This window comes from Rhizobium sp. Root274 (assembly GCF_001429245.1).
In the GTDB taxonomy this organism is placed as follows: Bacteria; Pseudomonadota; Alphaproteobacteria; order Rhizobiales; family Rhizobiaceae; genus Allorhizobium.
This window is the reverse complement of the sequence record NZ_LMJE01000007.1, coordinates 1,169,927-1,189,734: the sequence shown is the minus strand read 5'-3', so window position 1 is coordinate 1,189,734 and position 19,808 is coordinate 1,169,927. Positions and strand designations below refer to the sequence as shown.

15 protein-coding genes are annotated in these 19,808 nt (G+C 60.3%); 1 reads left to right on the top strand and 14 read right to left on the bottom strand.

The annotated features are described in order from the left end of the window. Positions 1 to 7: 7 nt before the first annotated feature. From ASE36_RS14665 to ASE36_RS14600, 14 genes are all read right to left on the bottom strand, one after another. Entirely contained in the window at positions 8 to 1,096 is a 1,089-nt protein-coding gene (locus ASE36_RS14665; RefSeq protein ID WP_062280864.1) for an alginate lyase family protein, read from the bottom strand. A 4-nt stretch (positions 1,097 to 1,100) separates the two neighbouring features. Continuing rightward, positions 1,101 to 3,848, bottom strand: coding sequence for a tetratricopeptide repeat protein (locus ASE36_RS14660; RefSeq protein ID WP_062280861.1), 2,748 nt, complete (start codon positions 3,846 to 3,848; stop codon positions 1,101 to 1,103). Between the two features lie 29 nt (positions 3,849 to 3,877). Beyond that, positions 3,878 to 4,513 carry an alginate O-acetyltransferase AlgF gene (locus ASE36_RS14655; RefSeq protein WP_062280858.1) on the bottom strand — a complete coding sequence of 212 codons (636 nt, stop codon included), beginning with the start codon at positions 4,511 to 4,513 and terminating at the stop codon, positions 3,878 to 3,880. After that, positions 4,510 to 5,895, bottom strand: a complete 1,386-nt coding sequence (locus ASE36_RS14650; protein WP_062280848.1) for an alginate O-acetyltransferase AlgX-related protein — start codon at positions 5,893 to 5,895, stop codon at positions 4,510 to 4,512. Before ASE36_RS14650 ends, ASE36_RS14655 begins: the two co-directional genes overlap by 4 nt. Further along, the gene (locus tag ASE36_RS14645) at positions 5,892 to 6,677 is read right to left on the bottom strand and encodes a hypothetical protein (protein WP_062280845.1); all 786 of its coding nucleotides are present in this window, start codon (positions 6,675 to 6,677) and stop codon (positions 5,892 to 5,894) included. The genes ASE36_RS14650 and ASE36_RS14645 overlap by 4 nt, the downstream gene beginning before the upstream one ends. Beyond that, positions 6,670 to 7,812, bottom strand: coding sequence for an alginate O-acetyltransferase (locus ASE36_RS14640; protein ID WP_062280842.1), 1,143 nt, complete (start codon positions 7,810 to 7,812; stop codon positions 6,670 to 6,672). Before ASE36_RS14640 ends, ASE36_RS14645 begins: the two co-directional genes overlap by 8 nt. 13 nt (positions 7,813 to 7,825) lie before the next feature. Further along, positions 7,826 to 9,274 carry an MBOAT family O-acyltransferase gene (locus ASE36_RS14635; protein WP_062280838.1) on the bottom strand — a complete coding sequence of 483 codons (1,449 nt, stop codon included), beginning with the start codon at positions 9,272 to 9,274 and terminating at the stop codon, positions 7,826 to 7,828. Between the two features lie 3 nt (positions 9,275 to 9,277). Beyond that, positions 9,278 to 10,798 (bottom strand): right-handed parallel beta-helix repeat-containing protein, encoded by a 1,521-nt coding sequence (locus ASE36_RS14630; protein ID WP_062280835.1) that lies wholly within the window; start codon positions 10,796 to 10,798, stop codon positions 9,278 to 9,280. 9 nt (positions 10,799 to 10,807) lie between these two features. Further along, positions 10,808 to 12,220 (bottom strand): mannose-1-phosphate guanylyltransferase, encoded by a 1,413-nt coding sequence (locus ASE36_RS14625; protein WP_062280832.1) that lies wholly within the window; start codon positions 12,218 to 12,220, stop codon positions 10,808 to 10,810. 56 nt (positions 12,221 to 12,276) lie between these two features. Beyond that, on the bottom strand, positions 12,277 to 13,398 hold the full coding sequence (locus tag ASE36_RS14620) for an HlyD family efflux transporter periplasmic adaptor subunit (RefSeq protein ID WP_062280830.1): 1,122 nt from the start codon (positions 13,396 to 13,398) through the stop codon (positions 12,277 to 12,279). 18 nt (positions 13,399 to 13,416) lie between these two features. Next, positions 13,417 to 14,892 (bottom strand): glycosyltransferase, encoded by a 1,476-nt coding sequence (locus ASE36_RS14615; RefSeq protein WP_062280828.1) that lies wholly within the window; start codon positions 14,890 to 14,892, stop codon positions 13,417 to 13,419. An 11-nt stretch (positions 14,893 to 14,903) separates the two neighbouring features. Then, positions 14,904 to 16,223 carry a nucleotide sugar dehydrogenase gene (locus tag ASE36_RS14610; RefSeq protein WP_062280825.1) on the bottom strand — a complete coding sequence of 440 codons (1,320 nt, stop codon included), beginning with the start codon at positions 16,221 to 16,223 and terminating at the stop codon, positions 14,904 to 14,906. A gap of 242 nt (positions 16,224 to 16,465) precedes the next feature. Further along, positions 16,466 to 17,110, bottom strand: coding sequence for a helix-turn-helix transcriptional regulator (locus tag ASE36_RS14605; RefSeq protein ID WP_062280822.1), 645 nt, complete (start codon positions 17,108 to 17,110; stop codon positions 16,466 to 16,468). Between the two features lie 641 nt (positions 17,111 to 17,751). Next, positions 17,752 to 18,477, bottom strand: coding sequence for a ParA family protein (locus ASE36_RS14600; protein WP_062281442.1), 726 nt, complete (start codon positions 18,475 to 18,477; stop codon positions 17,752 to 17,754). Positions 18,478 to 18,814: 337 nt separating this feature from the next. Here ASE36_RS14600 and ytfQ point away from each other — a divergent pair, with 337 nt between their 5' ends. Continuing rightward, on the top strand, positions 18,815 to 19,777 hold the full coding sequence (gene ytfQ / locus ASE36_RS14595) for a galactofuranose ABC transporter, galactofuranose-binding protein YtfQ (protein WP_062280820.1): 963 nt from the start codon (positions 18,815 to 18,817) through the stop codon (positions 19,775 to 19,777). The last annotated feature ends 31 nt before the right edge of the window (positions 19,778 to 19,808 follow it).

The following is a 19,808-nucleotide window of genomic DNA, read 5'->3' as shown; positions in this document are numbered from 1 at the left end:
ATGCGCTTTAGTTCTGCGCCGTTATGGTGCAGCTGATCCGGCGCCCGTCATAGAGCGCGGTTTGGTTCCCGCCGAGCTTCGAATTGCTCAGCGGACGCAGCGAGGCAAACTCCTTCTCCAGGTTCACATCATTGCTGAGAGCGACGTACGGCTCCAGCCAGGCGAGTGACGAGGCATTCGTCTTCAGTCCCGGCTTCACTGTCTGGGCCTTGCCGTTGATCTTCTGGACGATCTTGGGATCCTTCACGGCATTCACGGAAAAGCGTGCCATCGATCCCAGCTTGCCAAAGTCCGCGCCCCCCTTGCCGTAACCCGCATCGCAAAGCCTTGCGACGGATGCGACCAGCGGTGTCATGGCATGCAGCTGATAGTGCAGGGCATATTGCATCCGGTTCATTTCGAGAGGGATGCTGCCATCGGGCGAGGCACCTTCGATCATCGTCTTGTTGCTCATGATTGCCCAGTCCACCAGCGCACGGTCTTCCGTCAGGATGCCCACTTCGCCCACGCCAAGGCTTGCCCAGGCACGGAGATTATTGCGGGATGCGCCTTTGGTGGCCTCGTTGTCGAAGAAATAGACCGTTTCGCGTGCGCGCTTGAGAAGCCAGGCCTCGATGGTCCGCTGCTTGTCGCCCAGTCCCGGTACCTGGTTGCGTGCTTCGGCATAGGCAATCGCGATGCCGCCGACGCGGGAGGGAATAGACAGCTTGGCGTTCGGCGTGCGCATGTCGTTCAAGGCGTCGGCCTTGGCCCAGGTGTAGACATTCTCTACGACGCAGCGTTGGTAAAGGCGGCGTGTTGCAACATCTTTCTCCGAACCGGCCTTGCTGATCTGCTTGGCAAGATCCTGGATGAACTCGTCGATCGGTTTCAGCGCTTTCGTGACTTTTGCGTCCGATTCTTCGTCGAGGTCCGAGCGAGACTTCGATGCTGCCTCATACCGGCTGCCGAAGCCGAGGCTCATCACAGGTTTCGGCGCAGTAAAACACGTCTGCTGTGCAGCCTCGGCTGTGGAGGCACCGCCAATGGCGGTGCCGACGAAGAGGAGCGACGTTGTCGCGATCAGGGCAAGCCTGGTTCGATTGCAATAGGTCAAATGATCAACCCTCCGTTCCTGACTTGTTGAGCTTCAGCACATAGGCTGCCTGGGCGTAGCCAGCCTCTGCAGCCTTGGCCATCCAGTGTTGTGCGGCATCCAGTGCCGGCTTGGTTCCCGAGCCATAGGCATAGGCCTGCGACAGGAGGAACATGGCCTCACCATCTCCTGCTTCCGCGGCTTTTTTCAGCCAATCGAACGACGCAAATACGGCCTTGCTGTCCTTCGGGTCGTCACGCAGGAGCTTTGCCAATTCGCGCATGGCAACCGGTTGGCCGAGTTCGGCCGATTTGCGATAGAGATCCTTGATGTCGATGCGCTGCGAGACGATGCGGCGGATTTCGGGCTTCATGTTCGACAGCATGACCAACTTGTCTGTTACCGTTTCCGGCTCAGAACGGGCCACCAGATCGACGAAGATGTCGCTCGCCTTGTTCGGATCGTAAGCCTTGCCGGTATTGTCGGCGTAGTGTTTGACGAGGCGGTAGAAGGCTGCGGCTTCGCCACCCTCACGCGCTTCGGCATAGAGTTTGAGGGCAGTGTTCTCCGTTTCCGGCGTCTTCAGGGCCATATACATGTCGCCGATCTTCACCTTGCGCCAGGAATCGTCACCGGCAATGTGCGAGGCGATGTTCAGCCAATGCTGGGTGTCCTCAGGCTCGTGACGCAGAGCGAATTCCGCCAGTGCCATGCTATCGTCGTAGTCGCAACGCTGCGTGCTGATCGCCCGATCATAGTAGAGCTTGCGGTCGGCATCGCTCTTGGCATTTTCCGCGAGCAGAAGCTGGGCGGCCATATCGCCACGGTCCCGCATGATTTCGGCATAGTTGTCGAGCGGCGAGGACAGCGGATTGAGATCAGACCCACTCACCTCCTCGAGCAGTTTTACCGCACGGCCGGAGCCGCTTTCAGCAAGAGGAGCGAGGATTTCGCGGGCGAGTTCCATGCTTTCCGCATCGTTCGAATAATTCTTGACTAGAAAGCGGGCAAAGCTCAGGCCGGCATCCACCGTCATGCCTTCGCCCGACATCTGAATTGTCCGTCTTGCTTCGTTGACCTGCCCCTTTTCGAGGTTCTGCTTGAACTCGAGCAGGGCCGCCTCGACGGTTGCGCCACGACGAACTTCGGCGCGTTCCGCCCAGAATTTCAGAACCTGATCGGAATAGCCGGCACCCTTCAGATAACGCTGATAGAGCGCCAGCGCACTCGCGCGACCGTAGAGCGCCTGGGTCTGGATCGCGGCAATGACGAGCGGATCCTTCAGAGCCGGCAACTGATCGATCTGGTCAGGGGCGAGGTCGAGCGTCTTGTTGCCGGCGCCTGCCTCAATGTTGGACCAATAATCGGCCGACGCGAAGTCGGGGCCGGTCGGGTCGACGCAGAGATAGACGCGCTGGAGCTTGGCAATGGCGTTGATGTCGCCATTGATATGGGTCGCGCTGGTGAGCAGATCGGCAGAACGGGCAATCGTTGCCGGCTTCAGATCCGCTCGCACGAGAAGTTCGGCAAGGTCGATGCCGCCTTCGATGTCGCCGCGCTTGACGGCTTCCTCAAGGAGCGGGCGGACGGCGGACGCCGATTTCCAAAGACCGTCCCGGGCCTGGATGACGCGGGCAAGGCGGGTGAACGCCCAGGCCGGAGGATCATCCCGGTCGATCAGCTTGTGCAGGATCTCCTCATAGGCTGCCGCATCCTTCGGCGAGGTGTCCTTAGTCTGCTCCAGCAACTGGGCCTGTTTGATCAGGCCAGCCTGGTTGCCCAGCTTTTCCGCGGCCTGGAAGTAAGCAAAAGCCTTCTTACGATCCTGCGGCACAAGTGCACCTTCGGCATAGAGACGGCCCATTTCCAGGATCGCGGACATGTTGCCGCCATCTGCGGCCATCTTGAGATATTTGATCAGGACGTCGTTGTCCTTGACGACCTTCTCGCTGAGAAGATTGTATTCCGCTACTTTCCAGGCGGCTGTCGTGTCGCCGAGATCGGCTGCAAAGCGATACCAGGCCAGGCTCAGGCTGGGGTCCTGAACAACGATCTCGCCACCGTCATATTCGCGTGCAACGCGGCTGATGCGATCGCAGATCCCTTCGTCGAGGACACCGACGAGCGTGCCGAAGGCCATGTTGACGGCCAGTTCCGGCTCGATCTGCCAGCCCTCGATTGTTTCACCATCCTTGCTCATCCGGGCAAGGTCGAGAATGGCGTCGGAATTTCCGCCATAGGCAGCTTCGACCTTCAGCTTCAGGCCCGCCTTGCGGTCGGCAGCGATGCCTTTTCCGTCGATCAGGAAATCGGCCAGCGTGTTCAGCGAGCCGGCAGGGTGTCCGCCCATGTCCAGCAGCTTTTGCACCAGACCTTCCTGGCTTACCTTGTCGCTCTGTCCCATGGCGATCATCAGCTTGACCTTGTCGAACAATGCGTCCTTCTCGCCATAGCCGGGCTTCACGGTCGGAAGCAGTTCCTGGACGCGCGTGATGATCGGCTCGAAGCGGCGGGCGTCGATGTCGCGCAACCGGTTCATGTCGCGCGTGATGGTATAAACTTCCCGCTTGGGAAGCTTCTTTTTATCCCAGGCGGTCCAGTCGGCGATCATATCCTCATCGCGCACGGGGGCGCTGCAGATTGGTGCCTTTGGTAGTGCGACGTCCGGCGGCGTGAACCGGACGTCGATGGGCTCACTTCTCCCAGGCGTTCCGGTGGCTATCGTCATCACGCCTGCCATCAGCAGCGATTTCGCCAGTCTTGCAATCGTCATGATAAACCTCCGGAACTTGTCTTTACGAATTAGCGAGAAATGGTGCTGGGCACGGCGACGGCATCGACCTTGTCGCCTGTGCCGGTGACGACGACGGTGACGCCGGCGAGCCGCTTGAACTCGATCTTGTCGAGCTTGGCGATCTCCTTGTCCCCCTCGCGCACAACGAGGTCGACATTGAGCGGGGCTCGGAGCGCAACTGACTTCGAAGCGCCACTGTCGACGTCGGAGACCGCTTCGGCGCCCGCCTGTGGCACGAAGAGGTCGATGTCGGCCTTTTCCGTCAGATTGTAGAGGCTGAGCGTCGCCTTGGACGGGTTCTTGGTCATGTCGTCTTCGATGGTCACCAGACCGCTTTCGGTCAGGATGGCGGAGTAGAATTTGCCGGCCGCGGCCTTTACGCTGCCCTGGCCGCCGCTGGCTGTCACGGCGATGTCACCGGGTGCAACAGCGACATAAGGGGAGACGCCGTCGGAAAGCTGGTTGAACGAGCTGGAGTTGACGGTGGCACTCGACGCGCCGGGGGCAATCACACGGACGAAGGCCGAGTTCGGATCCAGAGGCTTGGCATAGAGGCCGCCATCGTCAGCAAATGCGGGCGCGCCGAAGGCGAGCGTCGTTGCAATCGAAGCGAGAGCCAGAATGGGGGAATTGAAGGTCTTCATGATTGTTCTCCTGTTTTGGTCTTGCAGACCGAAAGGGCGGTCGTATCGCCGACCGGGGCGTCGAAGGAGACGGAAACCTTGCCGAATGCATCAGCCGGAATTCCGCCAAGTGAGAGGAAGTAGCGACCGGTCGCCCGCAAGCGATCGCCGCGTTCCATGGAGCGCGTGCGGACGGTGCCGTCCGCGCTGGTGAAGGTGAAGGTGACGTTTCGGCTGACATCGCTGCCGATATCGGCGAGCAGCACATCGTCAGCACCAAGTTTCAGCGAAGAAAGGTCGCCGGCGACGGTTTTCTCGTCGACCGTTTTGACATTGACGCTGGTGCCGCAGTCGCCGAGCGATGCTGCGACGATCTCTGCCCAGGGAGCCGCTCCATACTGACCAAGGTTGTTGTAGATCGGGTTCTCCCAGATCATGAAGCGCGGGCGCTGCTCCTGGAATTCCCGTGAGGTGATGTAGGAGAGGATCGAGCCGAACTGGTTACCGCCAGAAATCGAATAATTGTCGACCGGGACGCCGGTCCAGTGTTCGAGATAGCCGGCAAAGTTACTGATCGGCTTGTCGGAGTAACTGGTGCCGATCAGGGCAATGGTGGCCTCGTCGCCGCCGCCGAAGATATCCATGGAGCCGGCATCGGCGCTCGCTTCTTCGCGCACCGCTTCATAAGCGTGGGCCGTGACCGTCGGGACATTTGATATGCAATGCTTTTGCAGCAGTTCGCGCATGCTGGAAAATTCAGGCTCTGGCTTAATCTCCTGCATGGTGAAGCCCACCGGCTTGACACCTTCATACGCCGGCAGCGCCTTCATCTTGTCCGCTATCGCCTTGGCCGCGATGCCGGCGCCATGGGCCGTCCAGTGAAAGTCGGCCTGGAAGAAGGCGTACTCGCCGAACTCGTTCTTGTTGTTCTGTCGCATCGGCGTTGCGATATCCACGGATGCGACGCCCTTGGCCTCAAGGCGGCGCACGACGTCGTCGTAGATTTCGGCAGCAATGTTGGCGTCGAAACCGTAGAGCGAGGCGCGGGCCGGAACCAGTTCCGGCAGAACCTGCGACTTGGTCGGGAGGGGCACATAGATCAGCGTCGTACCGCTCTTTTCCAGCGCCTTTGCCATGGCTGCCAGATGGTCCACCGTCTGGTCGGTGAAGGCGTGCTGCAAGCGCATGTCGGCGAGGATACGGAAGAACATCCCGTCCTTGCCCTCGATCATCTGCAGTTCCGAGACATCTTCCAGCCCGCTGCAGCCGTAACCGGATTCGACCTTCCCAGCATCCTTGCCCGTTGTTTCGGGGCCGGCTGCGAAAGCATCCATCGTCATGCCGAGGCTCAGCACGGACAGGGCCGTGCCGAAGAGATAGGCGTTTTTGCGTGTTCTGGTCATTGTTGAACCTCCGCGTTGGTGCCGGTGGCCGGCTCAGTCAGTTGCGCAAGCAGATTGCTCGCTGCTGCCTTCATTCCGACGCTGCCCTTGTGGCGGGCGATGCCGAGATAGCGGGCGGCCTGCTCGGTCTGTTCGGGTGTGCGGCTGGGTTGGGACAGCAGCATCACAGCCATGCGAAAGGCGGTGTCGCCGTTCTTCTTGCCGGCGCCGGAGGCGAGCAGGGCTTCCAGTTCGCCACGCTTCTCGCCAAAGGGGCGGCCCTGGCTGTAAAGCTTGATGAGACCATCGACCGCGATCTCGTTGCCCTTCTTCGCCTGGTTTCGAAGTGCGGCCTCGGCGCTTGCCAGATGCGATGGTGACAATTGCACCTGGTCGTCGGCAAGGATGTTCAGCATGTGGCGCACTGCGTAGCCACGGCCGTCAAAGGCAGCGAGCGAGTAGTAGTGCAGCGCATCGGTGGCCAGCTTCGGGTCGCCTTGCTGCTGGATCCGTTCCGCCAGCTTGAAGGCACCGACGCCATCCCCGGCATCGGCCAGCGCCTGAAGCTGGCGGTAGGTCACGCGCTTTCCGGCGAGCAGGTTCTTGCGCGTCGCCTGCAGCGCGAGCGGCAGATGCGAGGCAGGCCCCATGGTCTTTTTCCTGACCGGCTTCACCTTTTCAATCTTCTTCGTCGGAAACAAAGGTGTGACGGCTTCTGCCGGAGCGGCTGCGACGAGCAGCCCGCCAAACACGGCCAGGAGCAAGGTGCTGCGGAGCGAGCGTTTCTGGGTGCGATCAGACATTGCTGTCTCCCACGCCGCCGTGATGGCCGCCGCCACTCTGGCTCTTGCGCTCCCAGAGCGTCGAGGTGCCGAGATAGCGAATGGGGAACTCCCAGACGACGACGCTCGGCTGCGTATCCTCCAGCGCTGTGCCTTCCAGGAGATCCATCATCGGCACGCCAGGACCAAGACCCTCTTTCGCGACGTTGACGACGTCTGCCGTCAACGACTGGCGCAGGAAATCAACGAACGACCAGTTCTCATTGGCGCTGTAGCTGGTGCCGACCAGCATGACCGGGACCTTCGTCTCGTCGCCGAAAAGATCCGTGCCTGCCGCATCAGCGTTCACCGCAGTGCGGTAGATCGGGATGTTCTCCTGCTTGAGGCCAACACGTGGCGCATAGGCCGGCGAGGTGATGTAGGTGGTCAAGTCGCCCCAGATGTCGACCGGCGCCTCCCAGCTTTCCGTAACCGTTGCGGAGGGCAGCGAGATTCCGGATTTCTGAATCGTCGACTGGACGGCCTCTGCCGTGATCTTGGCACCGGTGGGTGTCCAGTGCGTGTCAGACTTCAGGAAGAGTTCGCCGAACGGCTTGGCGGCGAGCATGGCTTCGCGAGTATCGACAACAGTCATACCCTTTGCCTTCAAGGCAGTTGAGAAGTCCGAGTATGCGACTTGCATCGCGTCGGAACGCATGACGTCCGGCAGGTGCTCGGCGTAAACGTCGGACTTTGCCGGCAGGGGGACCATGACCAACTGGACGCCGGCTTCTGCCAGCTTTGCCCTGACTTCGTCGATCTTCGCGACGGCGCTGTCGATATCTGCCGGTTTGACCCGCTTGAACTCTTCGCCGGTAAAGAACCAGCCCTCGTCGCCGACGATAACGCCCTTGCGGCCGGAATTGAGCAACGCATAGCGGGCATTGCCGATCACGCCGACGGCGGGATCGCGGTGCGGCAGTTCGCTCTTGTAGAGCGCGTCCAGATCCCGGGTCGCCTCGCCGTCAATGACATAGGAGAGCGACAGGTCGTTGATCTTGCCGCCCTTGGCGTCTGTCGGCGGGGCAAAGAGCATGGTCGAGTTGGCATAGATCGCATAACCGAAGAAGACGGTCGGTAGCAGCAGGCTTGCGGTATGCTGGCGAAGGTTGGCCATGTTCAATCTCCCGTCAGAATTGGAAGTAGAGGAAGGGCGAGACCGATTGCTCGGAGAGCCGGGCGACGGTGACCACGAGCAAGAGGCTCATGGCGATCGGGTAGGCGAGCGAGGGGCGGGCAACCGCCACGCCGTTGCCGGTGACCTCGAAGCCATGGGCTTCCGCCGAGATCTCGGCATCGGTCAGCTTCTTGAAGTAGGGCTCGCCGCAGACCGCGATGATCGCCAGGACCAGGAAGAGGATGTTCTCGCGGGTGACGTTGGCCAGGAATTCGATGCCGGGCGCGATCCCGTTCAGACCAAGCATGCCGCCATAGACCGTGAACGCTCCCTCGACGCTTGCTGCCCGGAACATCACCCAGCCGATCAGCACCAGCAGGAGAGTGAAGGGCAGGGAGATCATGCGCGGCGGTGCCTTCTTGGCCCAGCCGGTGTAGCGTTCGATCGCGAGCCAGCCACCGTGCCATGCACCCCAGATGACATAGGTCCAGGCGGCGCCGTGCCACAGGCCACCGAGCAGCATGACCAGGAAGAGGTTGACGTAGGTGCGTGCCGAGCCTTTGCGGTTCCCACCAAGCGGGATGTAGAGGTAGTCGCGCAGCCAGGTGGAGAGGCTAATGTGCCAACGCTGCCAGAACTCGGTGATCGACAGGCTGAGATAGGGCGTGTTGAAATTCTGCTTGAAGCGGAAGCCCATCATCAGCGCGAGGCCGATTGCCATGTCGGAATAGCCAGAGAAGTCGAAATAGAGCTGCAGCATGTAAGCGATGGCGCCGAGCCAGGATTCAACCGCCGTCGGGTTGGCCATCGAGAAGGCCTGGTCGGCGATCGGAGCGACGGTGTCGGCGATCAGCACTTTCTTGGCGAGGCCGATGGTGAAGATGTAGAGGCCGGAGGTGAAGATCGGCAGCGAATGCTCGCGCTTGATGAACTGGTCAGTCAAGTCACGGAAACGCAGGACGGGGCCGGCAATCATGTGCGGGAAGAGGGCCATGAAGGCGGCGAAATCGACGAAGCTGCGTGTTGCCGGGGTATCCTTGCGGTAGACGTCGACGATGTAACCGATGGCATGAAAGACGTAGAAGGATACGCCGATCGGCAGGATGAGCTGCCAATGGTAGCCGAGCTTTTCCGGCGTGGTGCCGATCAGAGCAGCGAAGCTGTCCATGAAGAAGTTCAGGTACTTGAAGATGCCGAGCACAATCAGGCAGCCGATGACGCCGACGACGAGTGTCGTCTTGGCGCGGGCCTGCCCTTCCCATCGGTGTATCAGCAGGCCACAGCCATAGGCCCAGGCGGTGACGGCGATGAAGAGGAGCAGGAAATCGGCGCGCCACCAGCAATAGAAGATGTAGGAGCCGATGAGGATCGTCCATGACCGCAGGCGTTCCGGCGTCAGATAATAGGCCGACAGGAACAGGGGCAGAAAGAGGAAGAGGAAAGTCTCGGAGGAGAAGACCATGAACTAGCTCCCAGTCTTGCAGTCAGGCCGGGACGTCTGCCCGGTCGTCGACTTTGCGTTGGGGTGGATGGTGAAAGCTTGTGGCGCACCCTCGGGCGAGGAGGACATGCGGAGAAGTTCCGGCACGTAAGCGGCGAATTCGCCGTCGAGCAGGATGGGTGACTGGCCGGCGAAATCATTGGCATTCAGCGCCACTTCGCTGGCGGCGCCGCCGTAGAGGCCGGATTTGTTGGCCGAAAAGGCGTTGTCGGCGACGGATATCAGGGCGCCTTTCTGCTGGTCGAGGACCGAGATGCCGGCGCCGGCATTGGCGATCAGGTCGTTGCCGGAGAGGCTGAGCGCATCGCTTGCCCGGATCTTGATGCCAACCTGAGCATTGGAAACAATGACATTGTCGGAGATGTCGATGCAGGCGCTGCGCACCACGGAGACGCCGCCGCGACCGTTACCGGAGAGAAGGTTCGCCTCAATGGTCACATCCCGCGCGTCATTGGCAATAAAGATGCCGCTGCCGCGATTGTTGAGAACCACATTGCCGGTGATCTCGATGTCAGAGGTGCGGTTCTGCACGTCGATGGCCTGCGCCATTCGGGTGCCCATCATCACATTGCCGAGGATCTGGCTGTTCGTGACACCGCTCATGGCGATGGCCGGCCCCACCATTTTCTGGAAACGATTGCCGACGATGGCGATGTCGCGGGCATTTTCCAGGCTTACGGCATTTAGCCCGACGAAGCTGCTGTCGCTGAAGCTCGAGCGCATCTTCGCAGGGTAGAGTGCCGCTCCGACAATCGAAAGACCGCTTGTCACGCCGGTCTCGCCATAGCCGAGATTGGAGAAGCGCGCTTCGCGGGCCTGCACGGCTCCGGTCATGGCGGTTGCGAGGAACGGTCGGAATTCCGGCAGGATGGCGTTTTTCTCTGGGGTCGAGCTGAGGCTTGCCCGGTCGATGGTGAAGAGCCCGGAATTCAGCACGAAAGCGCCTTCGCCGGTGGAGAGTTCCAGCTGCTGACCTGCGCTCAGGACGAGACCGGCATCGGACCAGATGACGATCGGCCAATGGGCGATAAAGGATTGACCTCGCTGTTCGATTGCGCCCGGATGCTGTGTGGCCGCTAGCTTCGCCAGCTCGTCGAGCGACATGACTCCGCCGCGAATGAAGAGCGCGGGTGCTGCCCCGTTGGCAATCGCCTTATGGGCGTTCGGAGCAAACTTGCCGCCGGTCTGCAGGCGCAGTTGCGCCAGCATGAAATCGACCGGTATCGTGTGCAGCGTCGGCTTTCCCGCAAGGGTGTCGAAGGTCGGAACCTGCCATTGACCCTTGGCACCGATGCCGGCCAGACGACCGGTCAGAAGCGCGCTGGCATCTGACTTGCGGGCATCCGTATCGGCCAGACGACGACCGATCGCGCCCACCGTCTCGTTGAGACGCGCGAGATCCGCATGCCCGATGCTTTCGGCGCGGGCGCCGACAGCGGTCGACGCCATCATGAGCGCCAGGAGAATGGGAAGGCCCTTTCGCATCGGTTTTCCTCAGCTATGGACGAGTTGCAGGGTCAAGGGAGCGTCGGCGGTTTCCTCGGCGACCTCGCAGACCACTTCGACCAGCTGCATTTCGACCTCCGGGCCGCAATAGATGACGGCGTTGTGGCCGACTGCGACTTCAAAGTTATCTCCGACACGCAGGGGCCGGGTCACGGCGCCGGTCTTCAGCAGACCCGAGCCGGCGGTGACCGTCACCATGCGGTGCGCCACAAGGTTCTCAGTCATGGGCAGCATGGTGCCGGGACGCAGCGTCATCATCCGCAACTCGTAGCCGGGGCCGCTCTGGACGCGGCGAACTTCGCCCCAGGACATCTGGTTGCGCATGTGCTGCGCGAGTTCGCGGCGCTTGATCGTTTCGAGCTTCTTGACGATCTGCTTGACCTGCTGAGCCTTGTCACGGGTGGTGATCAGGAGCGCGTCATCGGTATCGACAACGACCACGTCGTCCATCCCCACGACCGCGACCAGCTTGCCGGAGGCGCGGACATAGGAATTGCGGGTGTCGATGCTGATCACGTCGCCGCTGAGCACGTTGCCCTCGTCATCCTTTTCGGCGATGTGGTGCAGGGCGTTCCATGCGCCGACATCGCTCCAGGCGACGAGCAGTGGCGCGATCACGGTCCGCGGTGAATGTTCGAAGACGATGGATTCGGTCGGCAGGTTGGCTGCCGGCATCAGCGCCTCGGCATTCAGATAAATGGCGTATTCCGACTGGCGGGCGAGTTCGAGCGAGGACTTGACCGCGTCGTAGGTGGTCGGATCGAGGCGCTTGAATTCCTCGATGAGCACATCGGCGCGGAACAGGCTGATGCCGGAGGCCCAATAGGCACCACCCGCGTCGATGAGCGCGGTTGCTACTTCGACCGGCGGTTTCTCGATGAAGCTCGACACCTTGCGGGCGCAGGTCAGCGTTTCCAGTTCTCCGCCATCAACAATGTAGCCGTAACCGGTTTCCGGATATTCCGGCGGAACGCCGAAGAGCACGATGTGACCCTGTTCGGCCGCCTTGCGAGCGGCAAGCACGTTCGCTGGCAGGTCGCCCTTGACGATGTGGTCAGAGGGGATGACGCAGATCAGCGAGGCCGGATCGGTCTTGGCGAGCGTCAGCGCTGCCGCAAGAACGGCGGGGCCGGTGTTGCGGGAGATCGGCTCGGCAATGACCCGCGCCGAGCATTTGAGATCATCCAGCTGCTGCAGGACGGTCGCGACATGGGCGCTGCTGACAGCAACGATCGGATCGGCGAAGCCGGGGGCGCGGTGGCGCTCGACGGTGGCGTGGAAAAACGTCGTTTCCGAGTTGCCATCGATGCGCTGGAACTGCTTGGGGTGCTCCGTCCGCGAGAGTGGCCATAACCTCGTGCCGATGCCGCCGCAGAGAATGAGTGGATGAACGTCTTGCATGGCTGCTCCTGAAAACTCGTTGGAGTGATTGCGGATAGTCTGCCTCGACGGGCCGATCAGCTTGTCGACTTTGTGTCGAACCACTGAGCGACCTTCTGCCTGACGGAGAAGATGTGCCTGTTGATGATGCGGACGGAGACTGGCGCACCGATTGCCGCTTCGCCGAGATCGGCCTGGGGTGCGATCAGGGCTCGAACTTCACCCTGATTGCCCACCGGCTTCAGTGCCTGAGCGTCACGGGCGAGCGTGCCGAAGGCAACCTGTCCGTCAGCAAGGCTGAGTTCGGCGATGTCGCCGGCGACGAGCTGTTTTGCCTGCTCTGAGGTCACGACGGCCTGAACCACCGGAGCGGTTGCCCGGTCGATGATTTCGACGATGGTATCGCCGGCCATGACCGTCGAGCCTTCACCGGCATTCATCGGCAGGACCTTGCAGTCGCAGGGCATGTTGATGCTGAGCGTGGTACCGGAGATGGACTGCAGCGTGTAGAGCACTTCGCCGCGCTTGGCGCCGAGGTTGAGATAAGAGATCTGGCCGCTCGCTACGGCTCGAAGGGCCTGGCCTCCGGTGGAGAGGACAGCCAGCTGCTGCACTTCCTTAGAGAAAACGCGCTCGTATACCAGCTTGGCGGCAACGACGGCGAGCGTCAGGCTGAGCGCAACCGTCGCCACCACCTTGACCGTGCGGCCGATGAAGTTGCCGAAGGTGACCGGACCTGTCTGCTTCTTACCGCCTGCAACTGCTGCTCGTTCGCGCAGGCTGATGATGCCGTCGAGCGAGGTGATATCACCTGCGATGTAGCTATTGAGTAGATAGCGCAGCGTCGGAAGATGCTCGCCGGTCGGCTCAAGGAAATCCAGTCGAAGTTCACCGGTTTCCGCGTGGGTGCGATTGATGCGGACATCAACCTGCAGAGAGACGGTATAGCCGTCGAAATCGAAGCGGAGGACAGCGATGCGTTCCTTGCCTTCAAGCTCGGGGCCGGCAAGACCGGAGACCGTGGCGGAGACGAGAGAGATGCTCTGGCCGCTGAAATGACGCCCGTCGATGATGGCTGCGAAGGGAATATTGGTCTTCGGGTGTTCGGTTCCATTGTCCAGCAGGACCGGGAAATTGCCGGGCTGCTGCGCAATAGGCTTAGAAGCGGTGTCGCGGGCGGCTTTCGTATCGATGTCCATGATCTCGATCTTTCGCGGTTAGATGATATTGCCGACATAGGCCACGCCGAGGATGAGCCATCCGAGGGCAAGGCAGTGCATGTAGGTGGAGCTGAGGGCGCGCCAGCGCTGGCCGACGGGGACGGGCTTGCCGCTGCCGGAGGTGGTTTGACGGGTCCATTTCTGACGGTCGAGGCGGAAAAGGATGAAGCTTTTGACCACCGCACCGCCGACCTGGCTGAAATAGAGCAGGAAGGGGAAGGTGACGGGGAAGCTGCGGCCGCGAAACGCCATGATGATGGTGCAGAAGCTGTAGCGGGTGAACATGACCCAGGCGAAGTAGATGGGCAGGATCCACGGGCTGACGAAGAAGGCGGCGAGCAGGATGCTGGCAGGGCCGGCAAGCGTCGTCCAGATCGACAGCGCCTGATCGAAGACCGACCACCAGGTAAAGTAACCGATCTGCGAGGCCGGCAGTGCAAGCGCGCGGCCATTGGTGCGCAGCATGTTGCCGAACCAACGTGTCATCAGCACGATCGCCGAGCCGAAGAAGCTTGGATAAGGTTGCGTCTCGATCGACAGGGTGCAGAGGTCCGGCAGGTAGAGCATCTTGTAGCCGCGCTGCAGAAGCCAGAACCAGGTGGACTTGTCGTCGCCGGTCAGGAAGTTGACGCGGCCGAGACGCCAATGGTCAATGAAGTCGTGGCGCACGAGCTCGACGAAACCGGGATCGGTTGCAAGGCTGGCGCGGAAGATCGACATGCGGCCCGTCAGGGTCAGAACGCGCTCGCTCAGCGACATCGACGACATCATCACGTGACGCTGGGAGAAGCGCAGGTCGAACCAGTCGCGGAACAGGCGCCCACCCTGCGTGTCGCTCAGCTCGTCAGTGGTCACAGCACCGACAGCCGGATCTGTGAAGAAAGGCAGGCTGCGATCGACGACATCGATCGGCACGCAGCTGTCTCCGTCGACGAAAACGACGATATCATTGCGGCCAGGGTTCAGCTTGGCGATCGAGCGCAAGGAGGTCGCCAGCGCATCACGCTTGCCGGTGCCGGCGATCTTGTCGATCTTCAGGCCGACCATGGCATTGCTGCCGGGATGGCGAGCGGCAACCGATTCCATCACCCGGCGGATCAGCCGTGCATCGGCTTCGTCGACGATGGACGCGACGATGGTCGCTCCGCCGGCTGCGTTATAGGCGGCCTCGAAGATGGAGCGGTAGACGCGCGTCGAGATTTCCGGAGCGATCTTGTAGGTCGTCACGAGGAAATAGGCGTGATCCTTGAGACCTCTGCGAGTGTAGGCCTCGGCGGCGAGACGCCGCCGCCGGGGATAGGCGAAGTTGAGGAAGTAGGCGGCCCGCGCCAGGTTGATCCCGGCCCAGGCATAACGCCAGGCTCCGATGAGACCAACGGTGATCAGGGTGCCCGAGACCGCGTTGACGGTCGGATGCGGCACGCTGAGCGCGAGGATCATCATGGAGAGGAGATAGATGACGTGGGCCAGCATCGGCGCGCTCCTTACCAGCAAATACCCTGGTAGGTTCCGGACGACCTGATGTCCGGGCGGATGCGCAGGAGGTCGACCATGGGAATGGTATCGCTCGACTTCTGCAGGGCCGGCATGGCTTCAGCGTAATGGTTGCCGACCAGGATGACGTCCGAGGTGTCGATCAGGTCGTCCAGTTCGCCGACAAGGCGGTTCTTCAGGTCGATCGCGGTATCATTGCCGCGACCGGCGCCGCTCATGCCTTCGGCATAAGCCTGCTGAACGAAGGGGTCGTAGATCTTGAGATCATAGCCCTTGTCGATCAGGCGTGAAGCAAGGCTTGCAAGCGGGCTCTCGCGCAGATCGTCCGTGCCGGTCTTGAAGCTGATGCCGACCATGCCGATCGTCTGGCCGCCCATCTGGGAGACCATGGTTTCGGCGCGGTCGATCTGGGCTTCGTTTGCTTCGAGAACCGCGTCGAGCAGCGCGCTTTCGACATGGGCTTCCTTGGCCAGGTGACGAAGCGCACGCACGTCCTTGGGCAGGCAGGAGCCGCCAAAGGCAAAGCCGGGGCGCATGAAGTAGGGGGAGATGTTGACCTTGAGGTCCGAGCACAGGATCTTCATGACCTGCTGGCCGTCGACACCGCAGGCCTTAGCAATGTTCCCGATCTCGTTGGCGAAGGTCACTTTGACGGCGCGCCAGGAGTTGCTTGTGTATTTGATCATCTCGGCGGTGGCGAGCGGCACCGAATGGCAAACGCAGGGAAGACCTGCATTGATCTCGTGCAGTATTGCATCCGTCTTTGCATCGATTGCGCCGAAGACGATGAGGCCCGGATCGTAGTAATCTTCGATCGCAGTGCTTTCGCGGAGAAATTCCGGATAGTAACCGACGCCGAAATCTTTCCCGGCGATCATGCCCGTTGCAGCTTCCAGCGCAGGGATGCACACCTTGTCCATGGTACCCGGCACGATCGTGGATCGGACCACTACGGAGTGGAAGCCGTCCTTGCGGGCGATTGCCGCGCCGATGGCTTCGCAAGCCTTCACCACGTAAGTCAGGCCAACCGAACCGTCTGGGGCGCTCGGTGTGCCGACGCAGACGAAGGACAAGTCCGTCGCAGCGATTGCCTCATCGATATCGAGCGTGGCGCGGAGTTTCCCGCTTGCCACGGTCATCTCGATCAGTGGCTCCAGGCCCTTCTCGACGATGGGCGTCTTGCCGCGATTGATCGTGTCGACCTTTGCCGGATCGATGTCGACGGCCACGACTTCATGGCCATCCTTTGCCAGGCAGGCGGCTGCCACCACGCCGACATATCCGATTCCAAAAACGCTGATCCTAGCCATGTGCTGCCTCTTCTCCTGGCGACAGACCCGTTCGGGACCCGCCGTTGGTTAACATCTGTTAATGTCGACGCTAGGATTGGCAGGTCCCGGTCTCAGATCAAAGTCAGGAAAACCGGAGCCGTGTCAGGATTTTCCCTGACAAAATCAGCAAACTGTCAGAATGCATAAATATTAGATTTTAGCCCAAAAAATAAGCCGCGATCGAATGACCGCGGCTCTTGTAGTATAAATGTCATATTATATTAATGCTGAAGCCAGCCAACACTCATTGCGTAGCTAACTATATCTGATCTTGTCCTCAGATCCAGCTTTTTGGTGGCTCTGTATTTATAGGTTTCGACCGTCTTGGCACTCAGCTGAATGTCGGCGGCGATCTCCTTCATTGCTTTGCCGAGCGCCACATGGCGGAGGACGAATTCCTCTTTCATGGACAGTTTGCGCGAACCAGTGGCGAGAGCGTTCGGCGGCGGATCCGATATGGCAAGGACCGCTTCGTCGATAACCACGTCACCGGCATGCACGCTCTTGATGGCCCTCAACAGTCGAGGGCTTGCGACCGACTTGGTGACGACGCCACTGTAGCCGCGGGTGACATAGCTCTCGCCGGGGAGCGAATCGCGGATGTCGCAATAGGCGATCAGCTTCGACTGCGCCCGCAGATCCTGCAGTTGCATCTCGCAGTCTTCCAGGGTCCGGTCCAGATGAACAGGATCTGCCACGATGACGTCGGGTTCGAGCCGCTTGACGGCGTCCTGCAGTCGTTGGTCCCGATTGGCCAACGCGAGTGCCGCCAGTTGCCGTGTCGAGTTAACGAGGAAATTCAGTCCATCGACCAAGACCGGATTTTCGTCCAACACCAGAACCCTGATTTTGCCAGTGGTCTCCATTGCAGCTCCAATCTTCCGACAATGCCACAAATTTTTTGAAACGCTCTTAGCCTCAGCGTGAGGTTCGTCGTTCACTAGCTTGTGACCCGATGTTCCGAGAGAACGCCTGAGGTGTCAAGATGTTGCGCCGCCGCGAAAATTCTAGGCAAATTGTTGTTGTGCAGCATTTTTGAGCCGCGTCTTGCATCACAATCGATTGAAAAGCTTAAATGCGAACAATATCTTGCTGACCGATATTTAGCGTGTCTATCGCGTGTTGTCGCTAGTCGTCTCAACCCTGAGTACCCATAAACAGTCTCAAATTGAACCATTTCCTTCGGCTCTGAAGTGAAAATCAAAGGACTTGGGGATGACAATTCGGCCTGTGGACGGAGCGGAAGCCCCGGCAAATATGGCGATAATATGGTGGGTGTCTGCGCTTGCCTGCGGTCTTTCGTCATACTGCTATCCCTTCTGATGGGGCGAACACATCGAACCGAACCGGTGGTTCCTCGGAAGGAACGTTACCGATCTTATCAGGCAGAAATGCAGCAGCGACATTTATGTCGGAATCTGAATGGCGCGCTCGGCCGGCCGAAGATCACTCTTCTGCTCGCGTCGTACCGTTTGGCGTTGGCAAAGTTCCGCAGTTTCGGCGCCGTTCACGCAGCGGTTTCGATGGGTGCGTATGTGCGGTTGCTCAGAGGGCCTGATTTGGTGGCGAGACCGGGCGCAACCAGAGCGAGGACGTCATCGGCATAATCCGATGCGTTGGTGACCGCCTTCTCGACATTCCGGCCGGGACCGTCATCGAGGCGGCGCAGGGGGCGGCTGAGGTCGAACATTTCCCGGAAGGCCGCTCTTTCGGCAATCGGCGTGTCGAGAACGTGGATTTCCTGCTGCGTGAGCAGGCGTTTCACCGCCTGCATCGAGCGCGTGGTGATCATCGGGTTGACCCGGGACAGGACGACGGAGTGGGGTATGCAGATCCCCGCCTTACGGTCGAGATAGCGCAGCATGTCGAGAACCTGTGCGCCACCCTGGGCATCCATGCTCGAGCCCTGGATCGGGACGAGGACATGGTCCGACAGCCCGACGGCAGACGCGAGGAGCGGCGACTGAATGCCAGGGAGATCGATGATGACGAAGTCCCATTGGCTGCGACGTTCATGAATGATTTTCTGGATCGTCGACGTGGAGACGTAAGTCTCGATCGTGAAATTGGGAAGAAGCGGCGCGCCTTCATACCATCGGGAGAACCAGCGTTGCGGATCGGCGTCGATGACGCAGACACTGTATTTGCGATGAAGGAGTTCGGTCACGAGAAGAAGGGCTGCTGTCGTCTTGCCGGCGCCGCCCTTGGTATTGGCGAAGGTGATAACTGCCATCGACTGGTCCTGCTGCGTGAAGATCGAGCTCGAATCGCTCCCCCAGGCACAGGCATCGTGCATCTGCAGATATAGCTAAACATGGTTAACAAGCTATTACGATATTTTGGGAGGCTTGCCGAGGATACGTCAGAGGCCCTGCACCACAAGCTTAGCAGATCAATCGCTGCCGCACTGTTTACGGATGCAACGGTCAGCGGGTCCTCAAGGACGAGGCTGTAGTTTATGCTGCAGTGCACAACATATAATAGTACTTTTGATCTTTACAGGCTGCAAACTCTTGCCTATGCATAATGACAGACACCGTGGAGGCGGTGTCTTTCTTAGGGAGGACATCATGAATATTGTACGCAAGCTCGTGCTCAGCGCGAGCGTGATAGCTCTTAGCTGCACTGCTGTAATGGCTAAGGATCTGACCGTCGGCTTTTCGCAGATCGGTTCTGAATCCGGTTGGCGCGCGGCTGAAACTTCCGTTACCAAACTGGAAGCCGAAAAGCGTGGCATCACGCTGAAGTTCGCCGACGCGCAGCAGAAGCAGGAAAACCAGATCAAGGCGATCCGTGGCTTCATCGCACAGGGCGTTGACGCCATCCTCGTTGCCCCGGTCGTCGCAACCGGCTGGGAAGACGTTCTGACCGAAGCCAAGGAAGCCAAGATCCCGGTTATCCTTCTCGACCGCGGCGTTGACGCTCCGCAGGATCTCTACCTGACCTCGGTCGCTTCCGACCAGGTCAAGGAAGGCCGCGTTGCCGGTGAGTATCTGGTCAAGACGGTTGGCGACAAGCCGTGCAAGGTGGTCGAGCTGCAGGGTACCGTCGGTTCGACGCCTGCGATCAACCGCAAGAAGGGCTTTGAAGAAGCCATTGCCGGCAAGTCGAACATCACGATTGCCCGCAGCCAGACCGGTGACTTCACCCGCGCCAAGGGCAAGGAAGTCATGGAAGGCTTCCTGAAGGCCGAAAACGGCGGCAAGGACATCTGCGCCATGTATGCCCATAACGACGACATGGCCGTCGGTGGCATTCAGGCGATCAAGGATGCCGGTCTGCAGCCGGGCAAGGACATCCTGGTCGTTTCGATCGACGCTGTTCCGGATATCTTCGCGGCCATGGTTGCCGGTGAAGCTAATGCCACAGTCGAACTGACGCCGAACATGGCAGGTCCGGCCTTCGACGCGCTCGACGCCTATCTCAAGGACGGCAAGGAGCCCGAGAAGTTCATCATCACGGAATCCAAGCTGTACACCCCTGCTGACAATCCGCAGGGCGAATACGACAACCGCAAGGGCCTCGGTTACTAAGGTAACCCTCCCGGAGCGACCCCGTCATTTT